Origin of the sequence: Paenibacillus sp. D2_2, from assembly GCF_031199965.1 — a bacterium.
Lineage (GTDB): Bacteria > Bacillota > Bacilli > Paenibacillales > Paenibacillaceae > Fontibacillus.
The window spans coordinates 2211614-2234083 of sequence record NZ_CP133605.1 but is presented as its reverse complement, the minus strand read 5'-3'; the positions used below and the strand labels follow the sequence as shown (position 1 = coordinate 2234083).

Genomic DNA, 22470 nt, shown 5'->3' with positions numbered 1-22470 from the left:
CCGCTTTTGCATTTATTCCTTCTCAATTCATATCATCTGATCTTTTGCAGCTTCTCTTTATCCGGACCGCTTTATTCAAATGCAGAAAAGATGTCCGGTCGCTGGCATCAGAATTAATCCGCCTAGCTTCTTGCTGCCCCAATAGTCAAGCAACCATTCTTCCCCAGTTTAACGGCTCCATCATCCTTTAGCTTCCTGATCCTTATAGGGTCAACCTTCTGGTTAAATTGTCCCGGAAGCGTAGAGGCTACGACCTCGCGAGTCTGACGACCGACCTCGATCCGATACGCTAATAACGCAGAAAGATCCATATTCGAGCTCAAATCAGCTACTTCTTCCTCGGTCATCCCGTTGCCACTGTGGATATAATTCACCTGTAGTCTTTCTTTCCAATTCCCCGTCTCGAAGACCTGATCTTCACCGTTCAGAAGAACATTCATTGTCATGTCCTCGATTCTGGTGATATGCCATAAATGCCAAGCGATGGAGTTCTTCGTACCCGGCACTTTAACAGGATATGTACGGAAAGCTTGCTCCGTCATCTGATTTAATAAATGATCCTCTAACGTCGTAACACCCGAACCGTTCATTTGCGAAGAATACAATAGAGCGTGCTGGGTCAGAAAAAGATCAACTGCTTGTACATGCTTGTCCACCATAAAGATCAGGCTCGTCAATTGCTGGTGATTCTCGTTCCAGTGCTTCCGTTGTTCCAGATCCATATCCTCTCCACCTTCTAACCCATTTAAGAGGATGTTCAAAAAGTCCGCTTTTGATCACGAAGTGAATCAAGAAGTATCCAAGGCAGCGAATCTTGAATTCAGCCTGGTCTTCCGGTGCTCACGTAGGTTTTACCTACGCTCCGCTCCTCAGCCCCTAGCTTCATCCAACTGAAGCGTTTTGAAAAAGCACACATCGGAAGCATAAGCTTCGGTGCTGAAATCCGGCCTTTTTGAACACACACTTTAAGAAATAGTTCTTACAAAACTTAGATCGAAGTTTGACTAAGAAAATAAAGAATCGAATCGTTAACAAGTACCGGTTTCTCTCTTACTGTGTGCGGCCTATGGCTGCAGTCCGAAACGACCAGATACTGCGACCCTTGAACAAGCGAACTTAACTTCTGGATTTTCTCTTCTCCTGCGAACGGATCATGCTCCCCGGTAATGAACAAGGATGGGCAGCGAATCCCGCTTAACTGCTCATCAGTCAGCTGTGGATAGTAGCGCCATTCTATCGCCGATTGCCGCATAAACTCCTGCCAATTTCCCAGGTGTGCCTCTTCGTGCCTTTCAATCATTTGCTCAATCAGTTCTTGCTGCCCATTCTCCACCAGCCATTCTGGCTCAAACTCCTCGACTCCCGCAGGTTCAGCGAAACCGCTTGTTCCAATTGTGACTAAGGAGGCGACTCGCTCCGGATGATCGACAGCACAATAAAGAGCCACATTTGCTCCTAAGCTATAACCGATCAGATGAGCCTTAGGAATATGGAGCACATCCATGAAATCAATGATATCTTTAGCAAGCTGGGTTGAGTTCCACTCCATATTTTCGCAGCGGGTCCTACCATGCCCTCTGAAATCGGGATAATAGCAGGCATAGTTCTTTTGAAAATCAAGCAACTGACTGGCAAAAGCAAGAATTCCCGAGAATAGCTGCTATGTAAAAAAATGATTGGTTCTCCTGTACCTAGCTTCTCGTAAAACATGTGCAGATCTTGAACTTGTACGTGCGGCATATGATTCACCAGCCTCTTTTTTGATAGAAAGAAGATAGACTCCGTACCTTCCTAACCAATATATCTAAGAGCCCTGATCGCCTCTAACGTGGTATGGACATCCTTCCAAGCACCATCGTCACTCCTCCAGCTTCCATCTTGCAGTTGCAGGCGAGAAAGGTATGAGGCTGAAACCCTGATCACCTCAGCTTCACGATCTACTCGACTAGCTATTAATGTGTTGATCAACCAAGCCAGGTTGTCTGCAGACAATTCACTGCATTTCTCAACTAAACTTTGAAAAATAGGTTTAGCTTCCCCATCCATACCTATTGAATGAAACAGGCCGCCTATTAACCAGTACGTATGCAAGAATGAAGGAATCGTACCATTGTCCTTAATCTGACGGTTTAGATACGTGACGGTCCTCGGATCTACAGATGAGGTGTAGTAATTGATCCAAAAAGCACAATTAGCAGTGATATAAATCGTTGGAGCAACTTCACCTGGAACAGCCCAAGGAGGACATAAATCTTTTAACGCAAAGTCCTCTTCAAAAGAACCATTTTCATGCATTCGACTTGAAATAAAATCAATTGCTTGGTCTACTACTCGATGCTTTCTAATTCCGGCTTGCTCGAGTAAGGCTAGTCTATAGCAAGTTGCATCCAGTGAACTGCTTCCCTCTGCCCAAAAAGGGGACCAGCTCCCATCCGTTCTCTGCGAAAGAATGATATTCTCTAATTGTTCATCTCCGGGCACCTTCTGAGACAATATAAACTCTAACCTTACTATATCAAAGGGATCAGTAGAGTTTTGGGTCACGAATTCTATCGATTTGTCAAAATCCATGCGTGATACCTCCTACTATGTCTCTTATATCTCCTTAATCGGAACAAAGACATCAACCTTGCCAGGCCATTCCGGGTCGGCAAATTGATATACCTCCAAAGCAAGAGCTTTTGGATTGTGATCTATCCCGTTGTCTTTAATGTAGGTATGGAGCACTTCGTAAGGATCGGTATCCGATCTCGTTGTCACATAATTGCGGACTGGAATAGTGAAGCCGATCATCCCTTCCGGTATGTCCTCAAGCTCACTAACTTCCATACAGAAGAAATAAGTAAACAATACTTCCGAGGAGAAGTGCGGGCACACATATTCATCTGGATTCACAACATGTCTTATCTCATGCTTACGCTCAAGGAACTCGCGTTTTGCCTCCTCAATTCGCTTAGGTTCATGAAATGAAAAGCTGGAAGTAACGGGGAACCCAATAAATTTCTTCTCTTCTAAATGCACTGTTTGGATCGGATTTTGACTCATTAATTGCTCCTCCTTCTATAGGGTTGGATTCAGAGCTTTTAATATGTTCCACAACGAGGTCCTCCGTTCTTCCTTCCCTTACTTTAAACGAATAATATAACCTTCTCATCGTGTAGTGTTCAATTTCTGGAAGTTCATAGGACTAGTTGAAAGTACTAATTCAATACCATTTGAATAATAAATCGTGCAGGTTGGTGAAGTGAAATGATCATTAAATCCTGCTACACTTTTCACTTCCCAATCAGGTAAATTGGGGGCATCCTGAATATATAAAAAATCAGGAATCTCTGTAACTTGCATTGTCTTCATCTCTGGGGTGTCTTTGAAAAATCCGATTTGATATAAGAAAATACCACCGAGGAGCATTATGAACAATATTGTAGTTATTGCTAAATAGAGGATATTTCTCAGCATGGCTCAACTTAATAGGTCCTACTAGAGTCTGGTGACATTCCAAAAGTTCTATACTGATTAATAAGCTCAATCAATTGAGCCCTCTTGTATACGACAAACTTAAATTCACTGCCATAGCGATTCGTGATCTTGATGCCATTAGGTACTAGCCCCATCGTGTTTCGCTTCTCAACTCCGATAATGTCGGCCATATCGATCTCAACAGAGTCCGTCTGAATGTTGATCATATGCGGATTGAACAGCAGTCTTTCATTGGTAATCGTTAATCTTCCCCCACCGCTTCAACGCTTCTGAATAGATTGGCCGGTATTTGTTCCTTTACAACATATTCCGTCGGTCTCAATTCCATATGCAAGCACCTCCGCTTTGTTATAATATCAAGCAGTCATATATACGCTATTCGCAACTTTAACTTTCAAAATACAACACTCATTCAGTTATATCATGCATTCCATAATTTGAGAATGACCCTATTATAATGAAATTCTCTAAATATCACATGGAGCATAATGGAACATAGAAGTAAAAAAGAAAAGGACCGCCGAAGCGGCCCTTTCCCATTCTAATATCATTTTTCTTAAGGCTCTAATCCCCATACCAGCGTACCATTTTGATACAAAGTTACCTTGTTCCAATCAGCAAAGGCCGTCTTAGTTGGATCAAAAGAATAGTCATTCGACTCATCAAAGTTCGACCAATCCGACTTAGCCATCCGCAACTGAATTTCACCCGTCTGGCCTCCTGCTGGAATAGAACCTGCTGCCGCAGTGAAGCTTAGTTCAACATAAGTGTCGGTGAAGGTCCGTTGAATGTTGGCGGCTCCGATAGCTGCCCAATCGATCCAGGACTGCATGCTCTGTGTACCTTCCTTCGAGAAATAATAACGAAGTTTGAGGTCACTTAAATTTACAGCTGTCGTACCGTTGTTCTTAATATTGAAGAAAGGTTTAATCTGGTTGTCGGATGGATTGGTGTCGCCAGCCTTATACTGTACAACCAAACTGCTGGATGGTATGCCACTGCCTCCCGTAGGTATGGCAGATGCTGCAGCTGAATTTGGACTTTCTCCAGCAGAGTTCACGGCGCTGACAACGTAATAATAAGTCGTACCGTTCGTCAATCCCTGATTAGTATAGGTCGTACCTGTCACTCCCGTAGCCACGGTAGTGTAAGTTCCACCGCTCGTCGTTGCTCTCTTCACATTATAGCTTGTTGCTCCAGTGGATGCCGACCAGTTGAGGCTGATTTGTCCATTGCCTGCCGTAGCCGTCAATCCAGTTGGTGCTGCAGGTACTGTTGTACCACCGCCGCCTGCTGGCGTTGCAAATGCTGCGGCTGAATTTGGACTTTCTCCAGCAGAGTTCACAGCACTGACAACATAGTAGTACGCCGTACCGTTCGTCAAACCTGTATTCGTGTAGCTCGTCGCGGTTACTCCACTAGCTACAGTCGTGTACGGGCCGCCGCTCGTCGTTGCTCGCTTCACGTTATACCCTGTCGCTCCGCTTGATGCTGTCCAGCTCAGCGTTACTTGCGCATTGCCTGCTGTAGCCGTCAATCCGGCCGGAGCAGCTGGTACGGTCGTTCCTCCGCCTCCGCTAATTGGCTGCATGATTCTATCCAGCATCGTCTGCTTTGCTGTATTCCACGTAGTCCAGTCATCCTGGAACAGACCGCCTGTATCCCCGGAGTTCGGGTTCAAGCACCAGTAAGTCCAGTAGAGATTGTTCGCTCCAATATAATCGACCAATTTGTTCTGCCATTTACCTTCCGTACTGGTCAAATCGACGCCACGGCCGCCAAATTCACCGACAATGACCGGAGCGATGTTCTGCTTGCTAATATATCCCCAGTAAGCGTCCCAAATCCCGGCATATTATTCGGGAATGACGAATCAGAGAACCAAGTCTGATTTGAGACACCAGGACCGTAGTCATGTGAGGAATAGACAAGTTGATTCGGCACGTCAAGTCTAACTGGATAGTTAGCTACTCCTTTGAGATTACCTCCCCACCAGTAGCTGTCACTGAAGCCCTGCACATTCTTCTCGATTCCTTCTACAATGATAAGCCAGTTCGGGTTCACGGATAGAATGGCGTTACCTGCCCGCTCAGCAGCTAGCCTCCAATCTGTCGCCTGATTCCCTGTTCCCCAGCTAGCTGTGCCATGAGGCTCATTGTGCAGGTCTGCACCGATAACAGTATCATTTCCTTTATAACGAGTAGCCAGCATCTTCCAGTCATCGATCCAGCGTTGTTCCGAATAGGCAGAAGTGTACCAGAGTTCGGATTGTGCACTGGAATCGGGACGATGGCGATCCAGGAATATTTTCATCCCGCGGGCTCCCGCTTTATCAACCAGCTTATCCATGATCTGTATCGGAGTCAGGCCATTCAAATCCGGATTCTTAGCATAATCGATCCCATTCGCAGCAGAACCTGAATCAAACATCTGGTTACTATATGGGAGACGGATCAAGTTGTAGCCTTTAGATTTCATCTGATCCAGAACATCATCCATAGATCTGCTCCACAAACCATGGGGTGCATAGTTCGACGTCTCGAATCCGAACCAGTTAATTCCGTTAAACACGGCTGACTTCCCAGTAGAATCTACGATTTTACTCCCTGATGTGTGGTAATAATTAGCGGCAGCCTTAGCCTGCTGGGTTCCAGTACTTACTGTACCTAGACCCATTGCGCCAATAACTAGCGAACCGATCAACACGGTTTTGGCTAATATTTTGAACATTTATTCTCACCATCTTTCATGGACTCTACGAATACGAATGAGATCGGTCCAAACCGATTATTAAGGCTCAATTCCCCAGACCAGTACACCATTCACATACAGCGTGACATGATCCCAATCAGCGTAAGCTGTCTTTGTTGCGTCATAAGAGTAATCATTTGTCTCGTCAAAATTGGACCAATCCGCCTTCGACATCCGCAATTGAATCTCTCCTGACTGTCCGCCAGCTGCAATAGATCCGGCTGTGGAAGTAAAGCTTAACTCGATATACGTGTCCGCCTTCACAGCAGATGCTGTCCCGAATGTCTTATTAATATTAGCTGAACCTACCTGAGCCCAGTCGATCCAGGCATTAACGTCTTGATTGCTATCCTTGGTAAAATAATAGCGAATTTTAATATCGCTTAAATTCACTGCAGATGTACCATTATTCTTAATGTTGAACTGAGGCTTGATTTGATTGTCCGTAGCGTTTGTGTCCCCGGTCCGATATTGAAGCACTAAACTGGACGTTCCCGTTCCACCATTTGGCGTTGCCGTGACTTGCGTGGAGTTGGCACTCTCGCCCGCGCTATTTACTGCGCTGACAACATAGTAGTACGCTGTGCCATTCGTCAGTCCTGTGTTCGTGTAGCTCGTCGCGGTTACCCCGCTTGCTACTGTCGTATACGGACCTCCGCTCGTCGTTGCTCGCTTCACGTTATACCCTGTTGCTCCACTTGATGCTGTCCAGCTCAGCGTTACTTGCGCATTGCCCGCTGTCGCTGTCAATCCTGCCGGAACTGCCGGTACAGTCACTGTCGTTTGCGGTGTTGCCGTGACCTGCGTTGAATTCGCACTCTCGCCCGCGCTATTTACTGCGCTGACAACATAGTAGTACGCCGTGCCATTCGTCAGTCCTGTGTTCGTGTAGCTCGTCGCGGTTACCCCACTCGCTACTGTCGTATACGGACCTCCGCTCGTCGTTGCTCGTTTCACGTTATACCCCGTCGCTCCGCTTGATGCTGTCCAGCTCAGCGCTACTTGTGCATTGCCCGCTGTCGCTGTCAATCCTGCCGGAGCTGCTGGTACAGTCACTGTCGCTTGTGGCGTAGCTGTCACCTGTGTTGAATTCGCACTCTCGCCCGCGCTGTTCACTGCGCTGACAACATAGTAGTACGCCGTGCCATTCGTCAGTCCTGTATTCGTATAGCTCGTCGCAGTTACTCCGCTTGCTACTGTTGTATACGGCCCACCGCTCGTTGTAGCTCGCTTCACGTTATAGCCTGTTGCTCCGCTTGATGCTGTCCAGCTCAGCGCTACTTGCGCATTGCCCGCTGTCGCTGTCAATCCTGCCGGAGCTGCTGGTACAGTCGCTGTCGCTTGTGGCGTGGCTGTCACTTGTGTTGAATTCGCACTTTCGCCCGCGCTGTTCACTGCGCTGACAACATAGTAGTACGCCGTGCCATTCGTCAGTCCCGTGTTCGTGTAGCTCGTTGCGGTTATTCCACTGGCTACCGTCGTGTACGGACCACCGCTCGTTGTAGCTCGCTTCACGTTATAGCCTGTTGCTCCGCTTGATGCCGTCCAGCTCAGCGCTACTTGCGCATTGCCCGCTGTCGCTGTCAATCCTGCTGGAGCAGAAGGAACAGTTGGTGTTCCGCCGCCACTAGTCGGAATAGCTGGATATGCATTTTGGACCAGCTCTACGAATTGACTGTGGAACCAGTGTCCGGATACAGGAGCATTTGGCAATGCACCTGTCAATGTACCATTAGCATTGGTGTAAGTAGGGTCACACATTCTATCGAAGCCTTTGCCTTCATCGTTCGGAATTGCGGAGCTGGATCCGTCTGATTCACCTGGAGGTTTTACCCATACGAAGGCGTCCAGATGCGAGCCAGGATAACCAGTTGGCGCTGCTTGTGGAGGCATTCCTATGCCGGCGCTGCTGGCATTACACCAGTTGCCACGATGAAGCCGTTTGTCGACCCGCCCAGAATCGACGTATGCATTAACAGTAGTACCACTTGCGCTGGTAGGCCGGTCGGTCCGCCCAGCCGTTCCGAGAGGTATCGATCAGGAAGCCGATGCTGGAAGGCCAGCCTTTAGCGACGAAACCCGAATACAATGCAGCAGTGAAATGGGATTCATCAAAATAAGGATTCCATTCGTAGTAAGTTGCCGATTTGATCTGATTACCATTAATCGTCAAATTCGGATCAGGCAGATTTGGTTCCTCAAGTGGAGTCGTATTTGCTGTATTCGAAATGAATCCATCTACACTTGCCAGTCCTGCAGCAGTCCCACTGACAACTGTAGTGAAGAGATCAATCGTTGGTTGACGGTTGCTGTCCCAACCTAACCATCCAGAGTGTCCAATATCCATGTAATTATAGACATTAGAGATCGCATGCAGTTTTTCTAGCGCATAACGTGTAGCATCGCGATAGATATTGCTGGAATTCGCTTGAGCACATCTGGAATCGCTCAGATTCGTTACCAGATTCGGTAAAGAATCTGGCTCAATGACTGCTACGATACGGATTCCAGAATATTTCGGATTCGCAAAAACCGCAGCAATGCGATCAATATAATCAGTCTTATAGCTTTGTAAGCCCGCTGCAGTCAAAGGTAGCTCACCATTGGAAGCTAAAGCATGACAGTCTCGGCCAGGCATATCGTAGATTACAAATGTTGCAACGATTGGTGTATTCCCCTGCTTCTGAGCGAGAACAGCATCCATTGTCTGCTCCAGACTTTTTCGTCCGCCATTCTCGTCACCACCATTAATCGCTGCAATGCGGTCTAACCAAACGGCTGTAGGATACGACTTAACGGTTTGCATTTTGGCCTTCAATGTACTGTCGCTTACCTGTGCGATGGAAGTATCGATCAACGCCGCGTAGTCAGGATTCACATACATCGTTGCACCCACGAACGGATTGTCAACATGCGCTTCAGCAGCATAACTCTTCTGTGTCCCATAAGGCTGAATTAGCGTCAGCGCCAATGCTGCTACTCCCATAATCGCCACTAATCGTTTTAAAAATTTCGAATTCATGGGATCACTCCTTATTATTGATGGTTTGCGATTCAATTCCTAACACTAGCGTACCGTCCGGTACACCGTCACTATGGTCCAGTCAGCGGTCTACTGTGTCATGAAGGAATAATCAGCTGCCTAACAACCTTCTATTTATTTAGCTACCACCCCCTTTATTAGAGCAAATCGTTCACTCAAGGCCCTATGTGATAAAATAAATGATGGGCTACAAGCATATACCCAACATGACGGTAAACGGACTCTATGAATCTTTGATTGTAATGAAAAAAATAGTGCGGTAAAGGGCATCGATTCATCATCTGGAATGAATCAAAATGCTTGCATGCGGAGTGTTAGTATGCGTTTTCAAGAAGCTCTGCTTCTCTTGGAGGTGAAAGGAAAAATTTCTTTTAAAGCTAAGTGATGGATTATATTTTAAAAAAATATATTTATGTAATAAAAAGTAAAACTTGCATCTTTATATTATTGATCTATGTAACTTTTGTATAGTTCAAATTCTTCTGTTACTAAGTTTAAAATCTTCCCTTTTCTGGATATAAATCACTGCATGAAAAAATCCGCGCCTATGCACGGATTCCCTCTCCTGTATACTTATAAATGATACTTCTGGTGCTCAGCGCTTGCTCTGTGCTGATTCTGATAAATGTATGGCGCAATTGAATAGCTCGCATCTCCATTCGGACCCGCAATGTTCTAAGATAGTCAGAGATGTATTATGTATATGCTGATCAATATCTTGCTCAGGGACAAGGGCTTTGACGGTTAAAGTAATCAATACCCCATGACTAACTACTAGAATGTTCTTGTCTGGATTACTAGCGACAATCTCGGAAATGAACGAAATGCCTCGACCAGTAATAGATGGATCTGCTTCTAAGCCTAATTCAATGCTCTCCCATTCCTCTCCCCATCTCGCGACTCTCTCTTCCAAGGTCGTTCCTTCGATCTCACCTTTATGCATCTCTCTTAATCTCTGATCCATACAAACTGGCAATCCGATAGCCGCTGCTACAATTTCTGCCGTTTCCTTAGCCCGTGACAAATCGCTAGAGAAAATACAATCCCATTCCCCATTTTTCAATCGCTCAGCCAACATCTGAGCTTGAAGTCTTCCAGAGTCATTGAGCGGAATATCGGACTGGCCTTGGGCCCGTCTCTCCTTATTCCATTCGGTAATCCCATGTCTTACGAACCCGATTCTAGTCAATGTCTAACCTCCCATCACAAGTTCCCTTTCTCTTAAATGTATTCTCTTTACAAACATTAAGTTCCTCTCCTAATTTATTGGAGACGCAGAAAGAGGGCATGCATAATGCACACCCTCTTATACTATTATTTTTATTCTATTACATAGCGTATTTAATAGTCATCCGGGACACTTGTTTCTCCCAAGAATCACTACCCGATAATTCAATCTTCAAGTATTGGGTTCCTGGAGGTGGAAGCTCTGTAGAATAATATGTCTTTTGGTACCACTGGCTGCCGGTATAAACTCCTGGAGTGCTGGCATGTGCTAATTTCGTCCAATTCACCTGGTCGGAAGAGACGTAGAAAGCTATACCGTCCCATACACTAAACTGATACATATCGGCTCTAAAGGAAGTAATGTTCGGGAGTTTATATACAAAGCTCTCCGTCTTTCCGTCAAGGCGCTTAACTCGTGACTTATCCCCATTAAAATATCCGCTATTGCTAGAATCCATCACAAGTCCGCTCGTATGGGAAAATGTCTTGGACCAGTCATCCAGCTCATCGATCAGTGTCTGCTCTTGGGGAGCTGGTGGTGATCCTTTCTGACCGACAAAAGTAACAACGCTATGAGCTGGGATAATGGTCTGGAATTTACCGTTGGTAGCTCCTACAGCTGGACCCTGGGCCAGATTCATTTGATCATCGGTCGTATATGGTGTCAATGTTCCTGCAGTAAAGCCGTTCGGAATCAGATTCACCTCTGCAGTCGCATCTCCGCTATTGATCGCCACAATCGTGAACTTGTCTGTAGCAGGATCTTTGTAGGCTGAGAAATATACATTGGCCTTTGGATTCTCGGTCGCACCGATCCGAACATATCCCGGTTTAATAAATTTGCTGTAATTTCCGAGTGTATAATAACGCTTCGTCATCTTATACGTACTGGTATCTTTATCAACATTAATCAATCCCTCATCATTGTCACCAGGTATTGCTCCTGTCCAGTACATCCAAGCATTAACACCCGCCTTCGTCATGAAGTCATGGGTTTGCTTTGCGAATTTCAGACCGGAATTGATACCCGGATCATAGGAGTCCACCTGAGACACTTCGGTCATCCACACTTTCTTGCCTTTGGAGACCGCAGTAGAGAACGGTGTGGTTGGAAGCTCCAAATTCAAGATCGGAATCGGATAGTTATGTCCACCAACAATGTCCACTCTCTCAGCCGAAGCCGGATCATTTAACGAGTCCTTGATCAGATCCTCGGACCACCAGGAAGATTCGCCGGCGATTACTTTAGTAGAGGACACACCTTCATTTATCATTGCTTGTTTCAAATAATTTTTCAGAAATACTTGGAAGTTGGTTGAGTTCCACTCCGATGAATCCCAGGAGAGGAAGGTCATTGAATTCGGTTCGTTGGCGATAGATACTGCGTATAGATCAAGATCGAATTGCTGCTTGTACTCCTTGATGAACTTAGACATCAGAAGCGCGTAGTCACCGTAATTTTCCTGCTTCAGGTAGCCGCCATGCGTCGTTGAATTGTTGGTCTTCATCCAAGCCGGCGGACTCCAAGTCGAAGCGATCAGCTTATCGACGCCCCTCGCCTTGGCTTGCTGCATAACCCAAACTTGATCCGGTCTTACGGTAAAATCGAATTGGCCTGGCGCAGGATTATACTCAGCGAATATGGCACCGCGAAGAATAGACAAGCCGATTCCTTTATCCTGCGTAAATAAGAGATCCATAATTTCGCTCCGCGCCGGTTCCTGTAGATCATAAATCGCACCTGACCATCCGGCTTGCGAGACGCCAAAACCGTCGATTTCCTGCTTTACATCATTCCAATTGATACTGACATCTGCTGCTGCGGCATGCGTAGTAAGTGGAAAAGTCATCACTGTCAGAAGCAATGTGCTCATTACGATAGCAGTCAGCTTTCTAACCATCTTTGCCCTCATTTCAAAACCACCTTTGATTTAGAATGATATGACTAAGAGATCGAATCAATGAATATGCTTACGCGCCGATTATAAACAAGCAACGGATGTATTGACTACTATTTTTGTGACCTTATTTTACTACTTTGGTGACTTCTTTATATTTTGTTAAAAAACCGCGTGACTGTAGAAATCCTCCCTCTTGTGCAGCATAAGAGCAACTAGACAAAAGTCTGGTCACTTTTCTCATATTTTCCCTTATAATAAGAACTATCTATTAATATAAATAAGCCTATGAAAGGATCCTCTATGAAGAATAAGTATGCTATGAATAAATGGCTTAAAGCATTGCTGTTTCTGCTAGGTGCGGCATTTCTGACTCGGTTGATTCCATTCTCCCACTGGTTTCGTATTCTCGATACGATGTTTCACGAGCTTGGCCACGCCATACTGACACTGATCATGTCTGGCCGAGTACTGCGCATTGAGCTTAATCCGGATCAAAGCGGAGTGACTTACTCCATATTACAGCAAGGCTGGAGCCAGATCATCGTCTCTCTCGCGGGCTATATTACTGCCTCCTTGTGCTCGATCGCGATGTTCTTCGTTTATTACAAGCAGAGACAGGCAGCTGGTCTCATCGTCATTAGTGCACTGGCGCTGATCACCATTGTTTTATTTGTACATTCAGGTTATGGGCTATGGTGGCTTCTCATTTTTATTCTATTAAATGTTCTTATATACTTTATTGGAGAGCGGGTCCGCAATTTCTATTTCCTGCTGCTAGCCTTCCTCTGCCTCGAAGAATCGGTCGTAAGTCCAATCTACCTGCTGGCACTGTCTATCATTAACCCTAGTCAAGCGGGCGATGCAACTAATCTGGCTGATATCACCTTCCTTCCTGCAGTCGTATGGTCTCTACTGTTCGTGCTCATCGCATGCATATGTGCAAGATTAGCTTTGCAATTATATTGGAAAAGTGGCAGCCGGACCTCGATCAGCAAGTAACATCAATGTACCTGGAATAGAACAATACAATCACTTTACATCTCATTCTCTAAATCAAGAAAGCCCCTCTTCTAGAGGGGCTTTTCCTAATTAGATCTTTTTATTTCTTTACTGCTCCTGAAGTTAAGAATTGGACATAGAGATCAACGATAAACTGTAATCGACTTAGATTCTCTGTAACGTTCCCTACTTCCAGTCCATGATCCGCTCCAGGAATTTCTATGATTCCATGATTATGCTCTGGAGCAATCTGCTGCAAAGCGGCATCTCCGAATAAAGAGTCTTCACTACCGTAGATCACTATTCTATCGGTAGAATTTATATATGGAACCGTCTCAATCACTGGCGTTAAAAAGATATGATTGACTTGTAACTGTAGCTTGCGATGAACCTCACCCGCTACAATTGTACCCATGCTCTTGCTTATAAATACCACTTCATCATAGCCGCCTATGATTTGACGAACCGCTTCTGTGCATTCTTCAATAATCACGGGCAAGTTCTCATATTTTAACTCCATCTTTGCTGCCTGATATCCATATTCCAGACTAAGTGTATCGTATCCCTGTTCGCTTGCTATGCTCCGAGCATAATAAAGTAGCGGTAGATTGCAAGGATAGTTCTTGCCTGGAAATAATACAACCAGCTTGCTACTGCCCGTGTCATGTGTAATATACCTATGTCTGACCTCTGTCTCCCAATAAGATGGCATCATAAGCCAGTTGAATTTCATTGAACACCCTCCTAATTTTTATAGAGCTTTGCCCTTATTATTTAGTATAATTTGGTTAATATTACAAATCCAATGGTTCAAACATTACAAATGAAGGAGATGCTGAGTTGAAATTCGATAAAATGAAGTATCTTATTCTTTTGCCTCCATTCGCCATTGCCGCTTGTTGATGATCTTATACCTCCCACCGACAAAGCGTTTTTATGCTTTTATTGTGGCATTCGCATTTTGGACTATATATTATGCTTGGGTTTACTTGGACAATGCTAGAAATCCTAAATCGTAGGTAAAATACGTAGTATTACCTTCTATCTTCCGATCTCACGAATCTCTTCAAGAGCCATCCGTACATCCCGTTCCGGATTCAAGGTCAAGATCATCTCTTCACTGACAGGATCGCCATTGTAAACTTGTATAACTACATCGACAGGCAGCTCCATTTCATAATAGTCCTCTGCCCAATCTACATAATCTTGCGGAGCTTCGTAGATCATTCCTAACAGATAATTAGAACCGTCATCAAATCCCTTGGATTCTATGTCGCCACATCTCCATTTTTGATCCCCAGACTCTCTCCACAAACAGAAAGTAACATCCTCCTTACACAACGCTTCGTCATTTAGCCCGCTAAGTAAAGAAGGTGGAGTCTGCTCATAAATACCAGGCCACACCTCTCCATCATCTCTGGCATTAGGACTCATTTTCGATTCATGATCAAATCCCTTTATGATGACACCCTCAGGAGTAAATACAACATAAATTTCGTCCCCAGAACCATTGCTCACAGAAGCCAGTACCTTACCTTCATCCCATTGCGGGTTAAACTGGTATCTGCGCAGCCAATCCTCCGAACACAATATTGCATCGAGAATACTCATAGCTGCTAGCCGCTGTCTCAATATTGCCGGTTCCATAAAGGGTGTGGGCCAATTACTCATTCTCTCAGCTCCCGTCTATTCTATTTAATCATAATTGATATTGCGCTATACACTAATAACATCGCCATAACGATATTAAATATCTTATGATGGCGTAAGATAAGCCTTTGAAATACTGTTCCAAATAATCCCCAGCTAAATGTACTCAATAAACCAACGGCGCCCAAAAGAAGTGCGAAAGCGAAATAATTGGAATAACTATCATAATAAGGGAGAATGAAGGCGGAGACAACCGTTATGCCAAACAAAATCCCCTTCGGGTTAATAAATTGCAACAGTATTCCTACTAAGAATAAATTCCGACCTTCAACGATACCTCTGGATTCATTCTGGTTACTAGTAAATATTTTAAAAGCTAAGTATAACATGTAAACTGCGCCAAAAATGGTCAACGGGAGCTCAATCACTGGCATGAATCGAGTAAGTCCCCTATTAAAACCGCTGCTCAACAGTATTATAAGAAAAAAGCCTCCAGCCACACCGTAGCAAAAAGTTGTGATTCTTCTCAACCCATATTTCTGCGCATAAGCCATAGCCATAATGTTGTTAGGGCCTGGAGTAAAACTAGTAATTATAACAAATAAAATAAAAGAAACCCATGGCAATTGCCTCTCCCCCTTTGTTATGTATGCTATAATGCCTAAAACGAACAATATAACGTTCGTGCTTTTTATTATACAAATCGGTCGTTATATTGTAAATAAAAGAGGGTGGCTAAATTGGAGGAGATTCATCTAGCTCTGGCCAAAAATCTGAAAGCAATTCGAGAGAAGGAAAAATTAAGTCTAGAAAAGCTGTCTCAATTAAGCGGAGTAAGTAAGACGATGATCGGACAGATCGAAAGAGGAGAGTCTAGCCCAACTCTGGCAACCATCTGGAAAATAGCGAATGGACTAAAGGTCTCCTTCACTTCGCTTATTTATAGTCCTCAGCCTGATGCGACTGTAGTTCGCAGTAATGATGTTCAAGTATTATCCGAGGACGAAGGAAGATATCGGATATCACCTTGTTTTCATTTCCAAGAGGACAAGCGTTTTGAAATTTATTCGATCGAGATTGACCCGAAGGGGACGGTTAACTCGGATTCCCACCGAGAAGGCACCGAAGAATTTATAACTGTCTTCGACGGGGAAGTAACCATTCGGTTAGGTGAAACAGAGTACACAATCATTGAAGGCGATTCCATACGCTTTAAGGCCGACAGACCCCATACCTACTGCAATTCAAGCAATAAACTGGCCCGGCTCAGTATGACCATTTACTATCCCGTCAATTAAATGTTCAGTCTATTAACAACAAGAACCTCGCCTCCGGCACTATGCCAAAGGCGAGGTTCCTGATTTACTATGGATTCGGATAGGTACTCTTCAAGAACTCAACAGATTGCTGAATTAGTTCTTTCAAGATCGTCACATCAATATCTGCTGTTTTGTTGATATAGACACATGACTTTCCGGCCGTATGTTTTCCGAACTTCTTCAGTAGTTCCTCCCGTCCAGAATCACCTGTGGCAAAATACAGACTCGTCTTCGCTTTCCTAGGTGAGAAACCTACGAGCGGTGCATCCCCCTCATGACCAGAGTCGTATTTATAATGATAGCTCCCGAATCCAATGATGCTAGGTCCCCACATCTTTGCTTCATAGCCTGTTGTTTCCGTGAAAATATCGAGCAGCTGATAAGCATCCTCACGCTTTTTCATATTGTCGATGTTCTCAATAAATTCAATAACACTGTGATCGGTTTCTTTTGTTTTGAGTTCATACATATTGGGTTCCTCCTTAGGCAAAATTCTAGTTCTTTTCGGGGGCAACAGTAAACGTTGAATCCTCTGCAAAGGTAAGCAGGCCAATCCCTTGTAGGTAAGCTCGCAGCGGGTAGTACTCGGCAGGCTTCTGATTCGAGAAAAACCAGGTCCTCTCCTTCTTGACGACGATTAATAAGCCCCGCTCATCTCCCACTGGAGTAAGTCCTTCACCGTCCTCTTTCCAGTTAGGCAGACCGATCTCATTCAAGGTCCTCACAAATGGGATTACCTCGTTAACAACCACACCGATCTCACTCACACCATTGATCTCAGCGCTGCTAAAACAATGAGAGATCGCGTTGGAGAGATTATGACGAGCAATGAATTCAACAATATTGCCCGAGGGATCTTCGAAATATAGAGAGTGGGCATTCCAGGAGGTAAAGAAAGCTTCATCGTCTCCTTCTTCCTGAATTAGCTGCACCCTGGACTGAATCCACTTCTTCGCTTCGCGGAATTTATTCTCAGGAATATTAAGCGCAAAATGATAGAATGGACGATCATACGCCCCCGTCTCTTCAAATCTAATGAGGGTCGCCCCGGCCTTTACCGTGAAAGCATTTTCCTTTTCTTCAACAATCTGCAGTTCCAGCACATCTTGATAGAACGTCTTCGTTGCTTGCAGATTTACTGTCAGTAATTCGAGTTTTTCTAGAATCATACTTGTTCTCTCCATTCTCTATCCGAGTCGTTTCTTTATCTCTAACATGAGTTCCTTCTTTTCCTCTTCAGGTACCCATTCTACAAGCCTAGCTGCCGCAACTGGCAATATCCATTGATCGACTTCTGCGAAACTTCTTCCAGTAACCATTAAATAATGCTTCAGATATTCATTCTTGATTTTTCTTCGCAGCATTTGGATTATCATTCCTATGATAATTTCGGGGTTCCTGGAGGCAACGCACCAAAGCTCAATAAAATTACAGTTCTAGCGGCATCGCCCGCTGGATGGCCAGCAGCTCCAGTCATCCAGTCAATCACCCAATTTTGCTCGCCAAGCATAACGTTGTCTGGATGAAAATCACCATGACAAAGCTTATGATCATTCGGTAATTCATCCAAATAGACGATGATCTTGTTCTTTTCTTCTTCCGATAAAAAGGAGCGGACTTAATGTTATCAGCCAGTACTTCCTTCTGCTTTCTCTTTAAATCCCTTGCTTCACATGTATGTAATTGAGAATGAAGGGTGGCGAGAATTTGGGCATATTTCTTTGCACGGAGTGGTCTCCGAGTTATGGCATCAAGTAGCGATACGCCAGATATTCGTTGAAATACAATCCCCCGTCGTTCATCCTGCCACAACAAATTTATAGGCTTAGGGGTGTTAATGCCTATAGAATATACAAATTGGCTAACTGAAAATTCTACATCTATCGCTTCATGGAAGATTCCTTTCTTATATAGCTTCAGAATGCTGCTCTCATCGACCTCATATATATCTGCCGTCCTACCCTGACCAATTTGCTTCATAAATTTAGAGTCGCCTCTCCCATGGTTATTCTCGAGTTAAAAAATCATAGTTATTTTATCTGCAAATGATTACTTTCCAGAAATGAATGAAGGATTCTCTTAAATCTAGCCATATCCACGGAATGTTTGGGGATGAGTACACCCTGATTTTGAGAGAGATAGATTATAACTAGAAGCTTCGACTCGGTCACCTTAGCAACATCATTCCATGGAATCAACGAATCCTTCGTATCGATCGTCATCTGTATTCCGTCCTCGGATACGGTGATAGTCTGCTCATTCTTCAAAACCCCACTAGATTCATACACACGCCTTGCCTTAGAAAGAGTAAGCAGCCACATGAACCACGTCAGAACTAGACTAACAATAATGCCTATCGGTGCATTAATTATCATCACGTGAAGATCGGAACTTTTGATCCACGCAGTTGCTATAAAGACCAAAAATATGAACACACTAATGAAAATCAATTGATTCTTCGAATGAGCTAAGGTTAATGACTTGTATTCTTTGTAAGTAATCGAGAAACTGAACTTGTAAGGAAGCTGTTCTTCTGTCATTTACGGAGTATCTCCTTTGAATTCTCACTTTCTTTTATTTTAATCTAGATTTAGATCCTTGTAATCCCTCTCTTATAAAAGGGTCACTTATCTCTATAACGAAGAACGAGCATAATTACAAATAGTAAGACTAATAAAGATAGACTGTTTGTCATCAAAAAAGCAATACCAGAGCCGTTTGCGACTAAGTCAATTGCATAAATCTCCATGAGTCCTATGCCCAATAACATGAACAAGTAGGATTTCAGGCTTAGATCCTTGACGGACTTCGTCTTCATAATCTGCATGATCTGAGGAATCCAGCCTATGGCCAGAATACCCCCACCTATAAGCTGTAGGATTGAGAAAATCACGATTCATCACCACCTGCAGTTGATGGATTCAACAGATTTAATGACGTAATGGTTTTGGTTTCCCTTATTGTGTTGCTTTCAAGACTTGCTCTAATTTAGGACCTAATTGTCTTAATTTTTCTTGAATATACGGTTGTGTACTGGCGGGCACTTCAGACAAGCTATAAAATCCTGCCTCAAGAACTTCAACGCCATCCGGCATAATCTTCCCTTCAAATTCAGTGCAAATATAGCCAATGATGATATTGTAGTATTCATGCCCATTCCTCAATTTCGTATATAACTCTTTCCCTGAGAATACGTCAAACAATTGAAGCGGTCCCAAATCAAGACCTATCTCTTCTTTCACTTCTCTTCTAATACACTCTTCTGTTGACTCACCAAGCTCCATCAGGCCTCCCGGTATTCCCCAGGAATTGTCTTCATGCTTAACCAATAAAATCTGCCCAAACTTATTTATGATCGCAACGCTTGGTCTAACTAAAATTAAAGGTTGATTCCCTATCTGCATCCTCAGATCCTCGATATATCCCATAAGGACACCTCCATTACTGTTGATAAATATATTCCCTGCTCTTCAATTTCATCCTTTTCTAAGCAAAAAAGACAAATCGCTCCCTCTAGCGGTTTGTCTTAAATGCAAGCTATTTCTATGTTCATGTAAATAAAGCTACTATTATCCCCCATTTTCTCGTTCAAGATTTTACTCCAGATATTTTCCCAAGTAAAAAAACAAGCAATTGCTGGTTATGCGTCGAGATTCGATCAAGAATACTATTGATATATGTATCCCGAATGGAGACTCCGCGCTCAAGCTCTGCCTGCCCCTTCTCCGTAATGGACACCCATACGATCCGACGGTCGTTCTCATCGCGATCCCGACGAATCAATTCGCCACGTTCCATGCGATCTAGCAACATTGTTACTGCAGCGGGTGTAGTAGAGAGAAACGGAATAAGATCCGAAGGCTTCAAGCTGTGATGCTCTTGTTGATTCATGACTTCAAGAACGCTTAATTGCGATGTCGTTAAGGCAGGTGCAAGATGGTCTTCCATATGGGTCTGAAAATCTTTAACGATCTTTCCAAGCAATCTGACAAATTCATCTGTATGCAATCCGATCCCTCCCTAGGCTGAACTCTAGTCAATAGATCTACTTAAAAATGGATATCACCGCTTAATATCGGAATATTTCATATATTTATGAGTTGTTTATCTCTGGCCAACAAAGCAGACAGATATCATAGATATGCAAATATCACAGGCGGGTGTAAATTAAATTTTCGACAATCATTTTCAAAATCCTGCCATAATGATTTAACGCTTAAGAATGTAATAGGTTAACTCTGAAGAAAGCTGTTGGACACTCTCTGTTTTCATACCATAATATGAATATATTTCTGCGTTTCTTTTGCTGTCCGTTTCTAGAATGCATGGAATATTTCGTTTTTCAGCTTCCCCAAATAGAAATTCCATCATTTTTCTCATATATCCCTGATGCCTGTACTGCTCTTGCACAACAACCATAAAAATAAAGAGATAATCATCATCTTCTTTGACAAAGTGCTCTGCTCTTTTCATTCCTGAGAACTGCTTTGAAAGCTTAGCTAGCCTTCTTATCGAAAAATACTTGATCAACTTTAGCATTTTAAATTTTTGTTTCAAATTAAGTCTCGTCTTCTTAGTCCAAAATGCACAAATACCTTCATAATTCTCCGATGTTGCATATACCATTTTGTTTGCAGCTAATGTTTCAAGTACAATATTGAAAAACTGGGTCAGTACATACTTTCGAGAATTGGAATCATCCCCCCATAACAGAAACCCAGGATTATCCTTAAATCCCTCTGCAGAAATTTCTGCTAGTTTGTAAATCTCCTCTTCTGTTAATCCATGTATTTGAATCAACATCCATTCCCCCTTCAAAGTCCTCATGTCTTATATCATAGTCACCATCTTTCCCTTGTGCAAATATTTTTCCATCAAGAAAATTTATTGGATTATTTTTCAATCTGGGATTAGGAGCTAAGAAGAAGAAAAAAAAGGCCGCCATTAGGCGACCTGGTCCAATTTCATCTATGACCGTATTTCTATTACCCTATCAAATATCTCCAGTGAAGAGGATCATCAAGCTTTCCTTGCTGAATTCCTGTAATCGAATCATACAATCTACCGGAAACTTCTCCGATATTGCCTTCATTGATTTGAATACTCAGCTCCCCCACTTCATCGCACCGATCGGGGAGATGACTGCAGCAGTACCAGTGCCGAAGGCTTCCTCCAACTTTCCTTGCTTATGAGCCTCGAACAACTCCTCAACGGTAATTTTGCGTTCCGTCACTGGGATTCCCCAATGCTTCAGCATTGCAATGACCGAATCACGCGTGACCCCTGGCAGAATACTACCGTTCAGCTCCGGAGTAATGACTTCCCCATTCACCTTGAAGAATACATTCATACTTCCAACTTCTTCAATATAGCGCTGCTCAATGCCGTCAAGCCACATGACCTGAGAGTAGCCCTGGCGCTTGGCTTCTTCTTGCGCTTTGATGCTTGAAGCATAGTTGATCGAAGTCTTGGCCGCGCCTGTTCCTCCGCGAACTGCTCTGACATATTGATCCTCTACATAGATCGATACTGGCGCCAAGCCGCTGGAATAATAAGCTCCCACCGGAGAAGTAATAATGAGCAGTTGATATTCTTTAGCTGCACGTACTCCAAGGCATGGCTCGGTCGCAATGATGAACGGACGGATATAGAGTGAATTTTCCACCTGCTGCGGGATCCAGTCTTGATCGATCTCAACCAGTTTACAGATCGCCTCAAGCATCCATTCCGAATCTACCTGAGGAATCCCTAATCTGTCACAGGACAGATTCATGCGCTGGATATTCTTCTCCGGTCTGAATAGATTAATCTCTCCATTCATTCCCCGGTATGCCTTCATACCTTCGAATACTTCCTGTCCATAATGTAGCACCATTGCGGATGGTTCCAGGCTTATTGGCCCGTAAGGAATAATTCTAGCATCATGCCAGCCTTGCTGAGTCGTATAATTTGCAACAAACATATGGTCACTGAAATATTTGCCAAAGCCCAGCTCCCCTTCATTTGGTTTGCTCTTCGGCTGATTGGTTCGAATCACTTGTAGCTGTTCCATATCAAGCGCTCCCTTTCTTAGGTACGGTAGTTATTGTTAATAACTATA

At 43.9% G+C, this 22470-nt stretch carries 26 protein-coding genes and 1 pseudogene; 2 read left to right on the top strand and 25 right to left on the bottom strand.

Features of this window, described 5'->3' with window-relative positions; all coding sequences use genetic code 11:
- Window positions 1-122: 122 nt before the first annotated feature.
- The 11 genes from RE628_RS11165 to RE628_RS11115 all read right to left on the bottom strand — a co-directional run bounded on the left by RE628_RS11165 (window position 123) and on the right by RE628_RS11115 (window position 12414).
- Entirely contained in the window at window positions 123-722 is a 600-nt protein-coding gene (locus tag RE628_RS11165) for a DinB family protein (protein WP_309158753.1), read from the bottom strand.
- A 266-nt stretch (window positions 723-988) separates the two neighbouring features.
- Window positions 989-1624, bottom strand: coding sequence for an alpha/beta fold hydrolase (locus RE628_RS11160; RefSeq protein WP_309158752.1), 636 nt, complete (start codon window positions 1622-1624; stop codon window positions 989-991).
- A gap of 167 nt (window positions 1625-1791) precedes the next feature.
- Window positions 1792-2571 (bottom strand): prenyltransferase/squalene oxidase repeat-containing protein, encoded by a 780-nt coding sequence (locus RE628_RS11155; RefSeq protein ID WP_309158751.1) that lies wholly within the window; start codon window positions 2569-2571, stop codon window positions 1792-1794.
- 24 nt (window positions 2572-2595) lie between these two features.
- Entirely contained in the window at window positions 2596-3045 is a 450-nt protein-coding gene (locus tag RE628_RS11150) for a GyrI-like domain-containing protein (protein WP_309158750.1), read from the bottom strand.
- A gap of 422 nt (window positions 3046-3467) precedes the next feature.
- Window positions 3468-3686, bottom strand: coding sequence for a PH domain-containing protein (locus RE628_RS11145; protein ID WP_309158749.1), 219 nt, complete (start codon window positions 3684-3686; stop codon window positions 3468-3470).
- A 350-nt stretch (window positions 3687-4036) separates the two neighbouring features.
- Entirely contained in the window at window positions 4037-5275 is a 1239-nt protein-coding gene (locus RE628_RS11140; protein WP_375143108.1) for a cellulose binding domain-containing protein, read from the bottom strand.
- Complete coding sequence (locus RE628_RS11135; protein ID WP_375143069.1) at window positions 5239-6210, bottom strand: glycoside hydrolase family 5 protein; 972 nt, start codon at window positions 6208-6210, stop codon at window positions 5239-5241. The genes RE628_RS11140 and RE628_RS11135 overlap by 37 nt, the downstream gene beginning before the upstream one ends.
- Window positions 6211-6270: 60 nt before the next feature.
- Window positions 6271-8265: a cellulose binding domain-containing protein gene (locus RE628_RS11130; protein WP_309159443.1), complete on the bottom strand. Its 1995-nt coding sequence runs from the start codon at window positions 8263-8265 to the stop codon at window positions 6271-6273.
- A complete protein-coding gene (locus tag RE628_RS11125) occupies window positions 8204-9253 on the bottom strand; it encodes a glycoside hydrolase family 6 protein (RefSeq protein WP_309158748.1) in 1050 nt (349 codons plus the stop codon). Before RE628_RS11125 ends, RE628_RS11130 begins: the two co-directional genes overlap by 62 nt.
- A 616-nt stretch (window positions 9254-9869) precedes the next feature.
- Window positions 9870-10463, bottom strand: coding sequence for a histidine phosphatase family protein (locus tag RE628_RS11120; protein WP_309158747.1), 594 nt, complete (start codon window positions 10461-10463; stop codon window positions 9870-9872).
- Window positions 10464-10602: 139 nt separating this feature from the next.
- On the bottom strand, window positions 10603-12414 hold the full coding sequence (locus RE628_RS11115) for a glycoside hydrolase family 30 protein (RefSeq protein WP_309158746.1): 1812 nt from the start codon (window positions 12412-12414) through the stop codon (window positions 10603-10605).
- A gap of 306 nt (window positions 12415-12720) precedes the next feature.
- On the opposite strand from RE628_RS11115, the gene RE628_RS11110 reads away from it, so the two are divergent.
- Complete coding sequence (locus RE628_RS11110; protein WP_309159442.1) at window positions 12721-13401, top strand: M50 family metallopeptidase; 681 nt, start codon at window positions 12721-12723, stop codon at window positions 13399-13401.
- A 100-nt stretch (window positions 13402-13501) separates the two neighbouring features.
- Here RE628_RS11110 and RE628_RS11105 read toward each other — a convergent pair whose 3' ends face one another.
- The 3 genes from RE628_RS11105 to RE628_RS11095 all read right to left on the bottom strand — a co-directional run bounded on the left by RE628_RS11105 (window position 13502) and on the right by RE628_RS11095 (window position 15677).
- Complete coding sequence (locus RE628_RS11105; RefSeq protein WP_309158745.1) at window positions 13502-14134, bottom strand: alpha/beta hydrolase; 633 nt, start codon at window positions 14132-14134, stop codon at window positions 13502-13504.
- Window positions 14135-14442: 308 nt separating this feature from the next.
- Window positions 14443-15072, bottom strand: coding sequence for a hypothetical protein (locus tag RE628_RS11100; RefSeq protein WP_309158743.1), 630 nt, complete (start codon window positions 15070-15072; stop codon window positions 14443-14445).
- Window positions 15073-15092: 20 nt separating this feature from the next.
- Window positions 15093-15677, bottom strand: coding sequence for a LysE family transporter (locus tag RE628_RS11095; protein ID WP_309158741.1), 585 nt, complete (start codon window positions 15675-15677; stop codon window positions 15093-15095).
- Between the two features lie 114 nt (window positions 15678-15791).
- On the opposite strand from RE628_RS11095, the gene RE628_RS11090 reads away from it, so the two are divergent.
- The gene (locus RE628_RS11090; RefSeq protein ID WP_309159441.1) at window positions 15792-16349 is read left to right on the top strand and encodes a helix-turn-helix domain-containing protein; all 558 of its coding nucleotides are present in this window, start codon (window positions 15792-15794) and stop codon (window positions 16347-16349) included.
- A 67-nt stretch (window positions 16350-16416) separates the two neighbouring features.
- On the opposite strand, the gene RE628_RS11085 is transcribed toward RE628_RS11090, so the two are convergent.
- From RE628_RS11085 to RE628_RS11035, 11 genes and pseudogenes are all read right to left on the bottom strand, one after another.
- Window positions 16417-16839 (bottom strand): DUF1801 domain-containing protein, encoded by a 423-nt coding sequence (locus tag RE628_RS11085; protein ID WP_309158740.1) that lies wholly within the window; start codon window positions 16837-16839, stop codon window positions 16417-16419.
- Between the two features lie 25 nt (window positions 16840-16864).
- Complete coding sequence (locus RE628_RS11080; RefSeq protein ID WP_309158739.1) at window positions 16865-17539, bottom strand: VOC family protein; 675 nt, start codon at window positions 17537-17539, stop codon at window positions 16865-16867.
- A gap of 18 nt (window positions 17540-17557) precedes the next feature.
- Window positions 17558-17734 (bottom strand): hypothetical protein, encoded by a 177-nt coding sequence (locus tag RE628_RS11075; RefSeq protein WP_309158738.1) that lies wholly within the window; start codon window positions 17732-17734, stop codon window positions 17558-17560.
- A 14-nt stretch (window positions 17735-17748) separates the two neighbouring features.
- Window positions 17749-17880: a hypothetical protein gene (locus RE628_RS11070; RefSeq protein WP_309159440.1), complete on the bottom strand. Its 132-nt coding sequence runs from the start codon at window positions 17878-17880 to the stop codon at window positions 17749-17751.
- Complete coding sequence (locus RE628_RS11065) at window positions 17856-18350, bottom strand: BUD32 family EKC/KEOPS complex subunit (RefSeq protein WP_309159615.1); 495 nt, start codon at window positions 18348-18350, stop codon at window positions 17856-17858. The genes RE628_RS11070 and RE628_RS11065 overlap by 25 nt, the downstream gene beginning before the upstream one ends.
- Window positions 18351-18400: 50 nt before the next feature.
- Window positions 18401-18910, bottom strand: a complete 510-nt coding sequence (locus RE628_RS11060) for a YcxB family protein (RefSeq protein WP_309158737.1) — start codon at window positions 18908-18910, stop codon at window positions 18401-18403.
- Between the two features lie 83 nt (window positions 18911-18993).
- Entirely contained in the window at window positions 18994-19263 is a 270-nt protein-coding gene (locus tag RE628_RS11055) for a PQ-loop domain-containing transporter (RefSeq protein WP_309158735.1), read from the bottom strand.
- 64 nt (window positions 19264-19327) lie between these two features.
- Window positions 19328-19798 carry an NUDIX hydrolase gene (locus RE628_RS11050; protein ID WP_309158734.1) on the bottom strand — a complete coding sequence of 157 codons (471 nt, stop codon included), beginning with the start codon at window positions 19796-19798 and terminating at the stop codon, window positions 19328-19330.
- Between the two features lie 160 nt (window positions 19799-19958).
- The gene (locus RE628_RS11045; RefSeq protein WP_309158733.1) at window positions 19959-20378 is read right to left on the bottom strand and encodes a MarR family winged helix-turn-helix transcriptional regulator; all 420 of its coding nucleotides are present in this window, start codon (window positions 20376-20378) and stop codon (window positions 19959-19961) included.
- 201 nt (window positions 20379-20579) lie between these two features.
- Window positions 20580-21188 carry a GNAT family N-acetyltransferase gene (locus RE628_RS11040; protein WP_309158732.1) on the bottom strand — a complete coding sequence of 203 codons (609 nt, stop codon included), beginning with the start codon at window positions 21186-21188 and terminating at the stop codon, window positions 20580-20582.
- A gap of 167 nt (window positions 21189-21355) precedes the next feature.
- Window positions 21356-22422, bottom strand: a pseudogene (locus RE628_RS11035) (branched-chain amino acid aminotransferase).
- Window positions 22423-22470 lie beyond the last annotated feature (48 nt).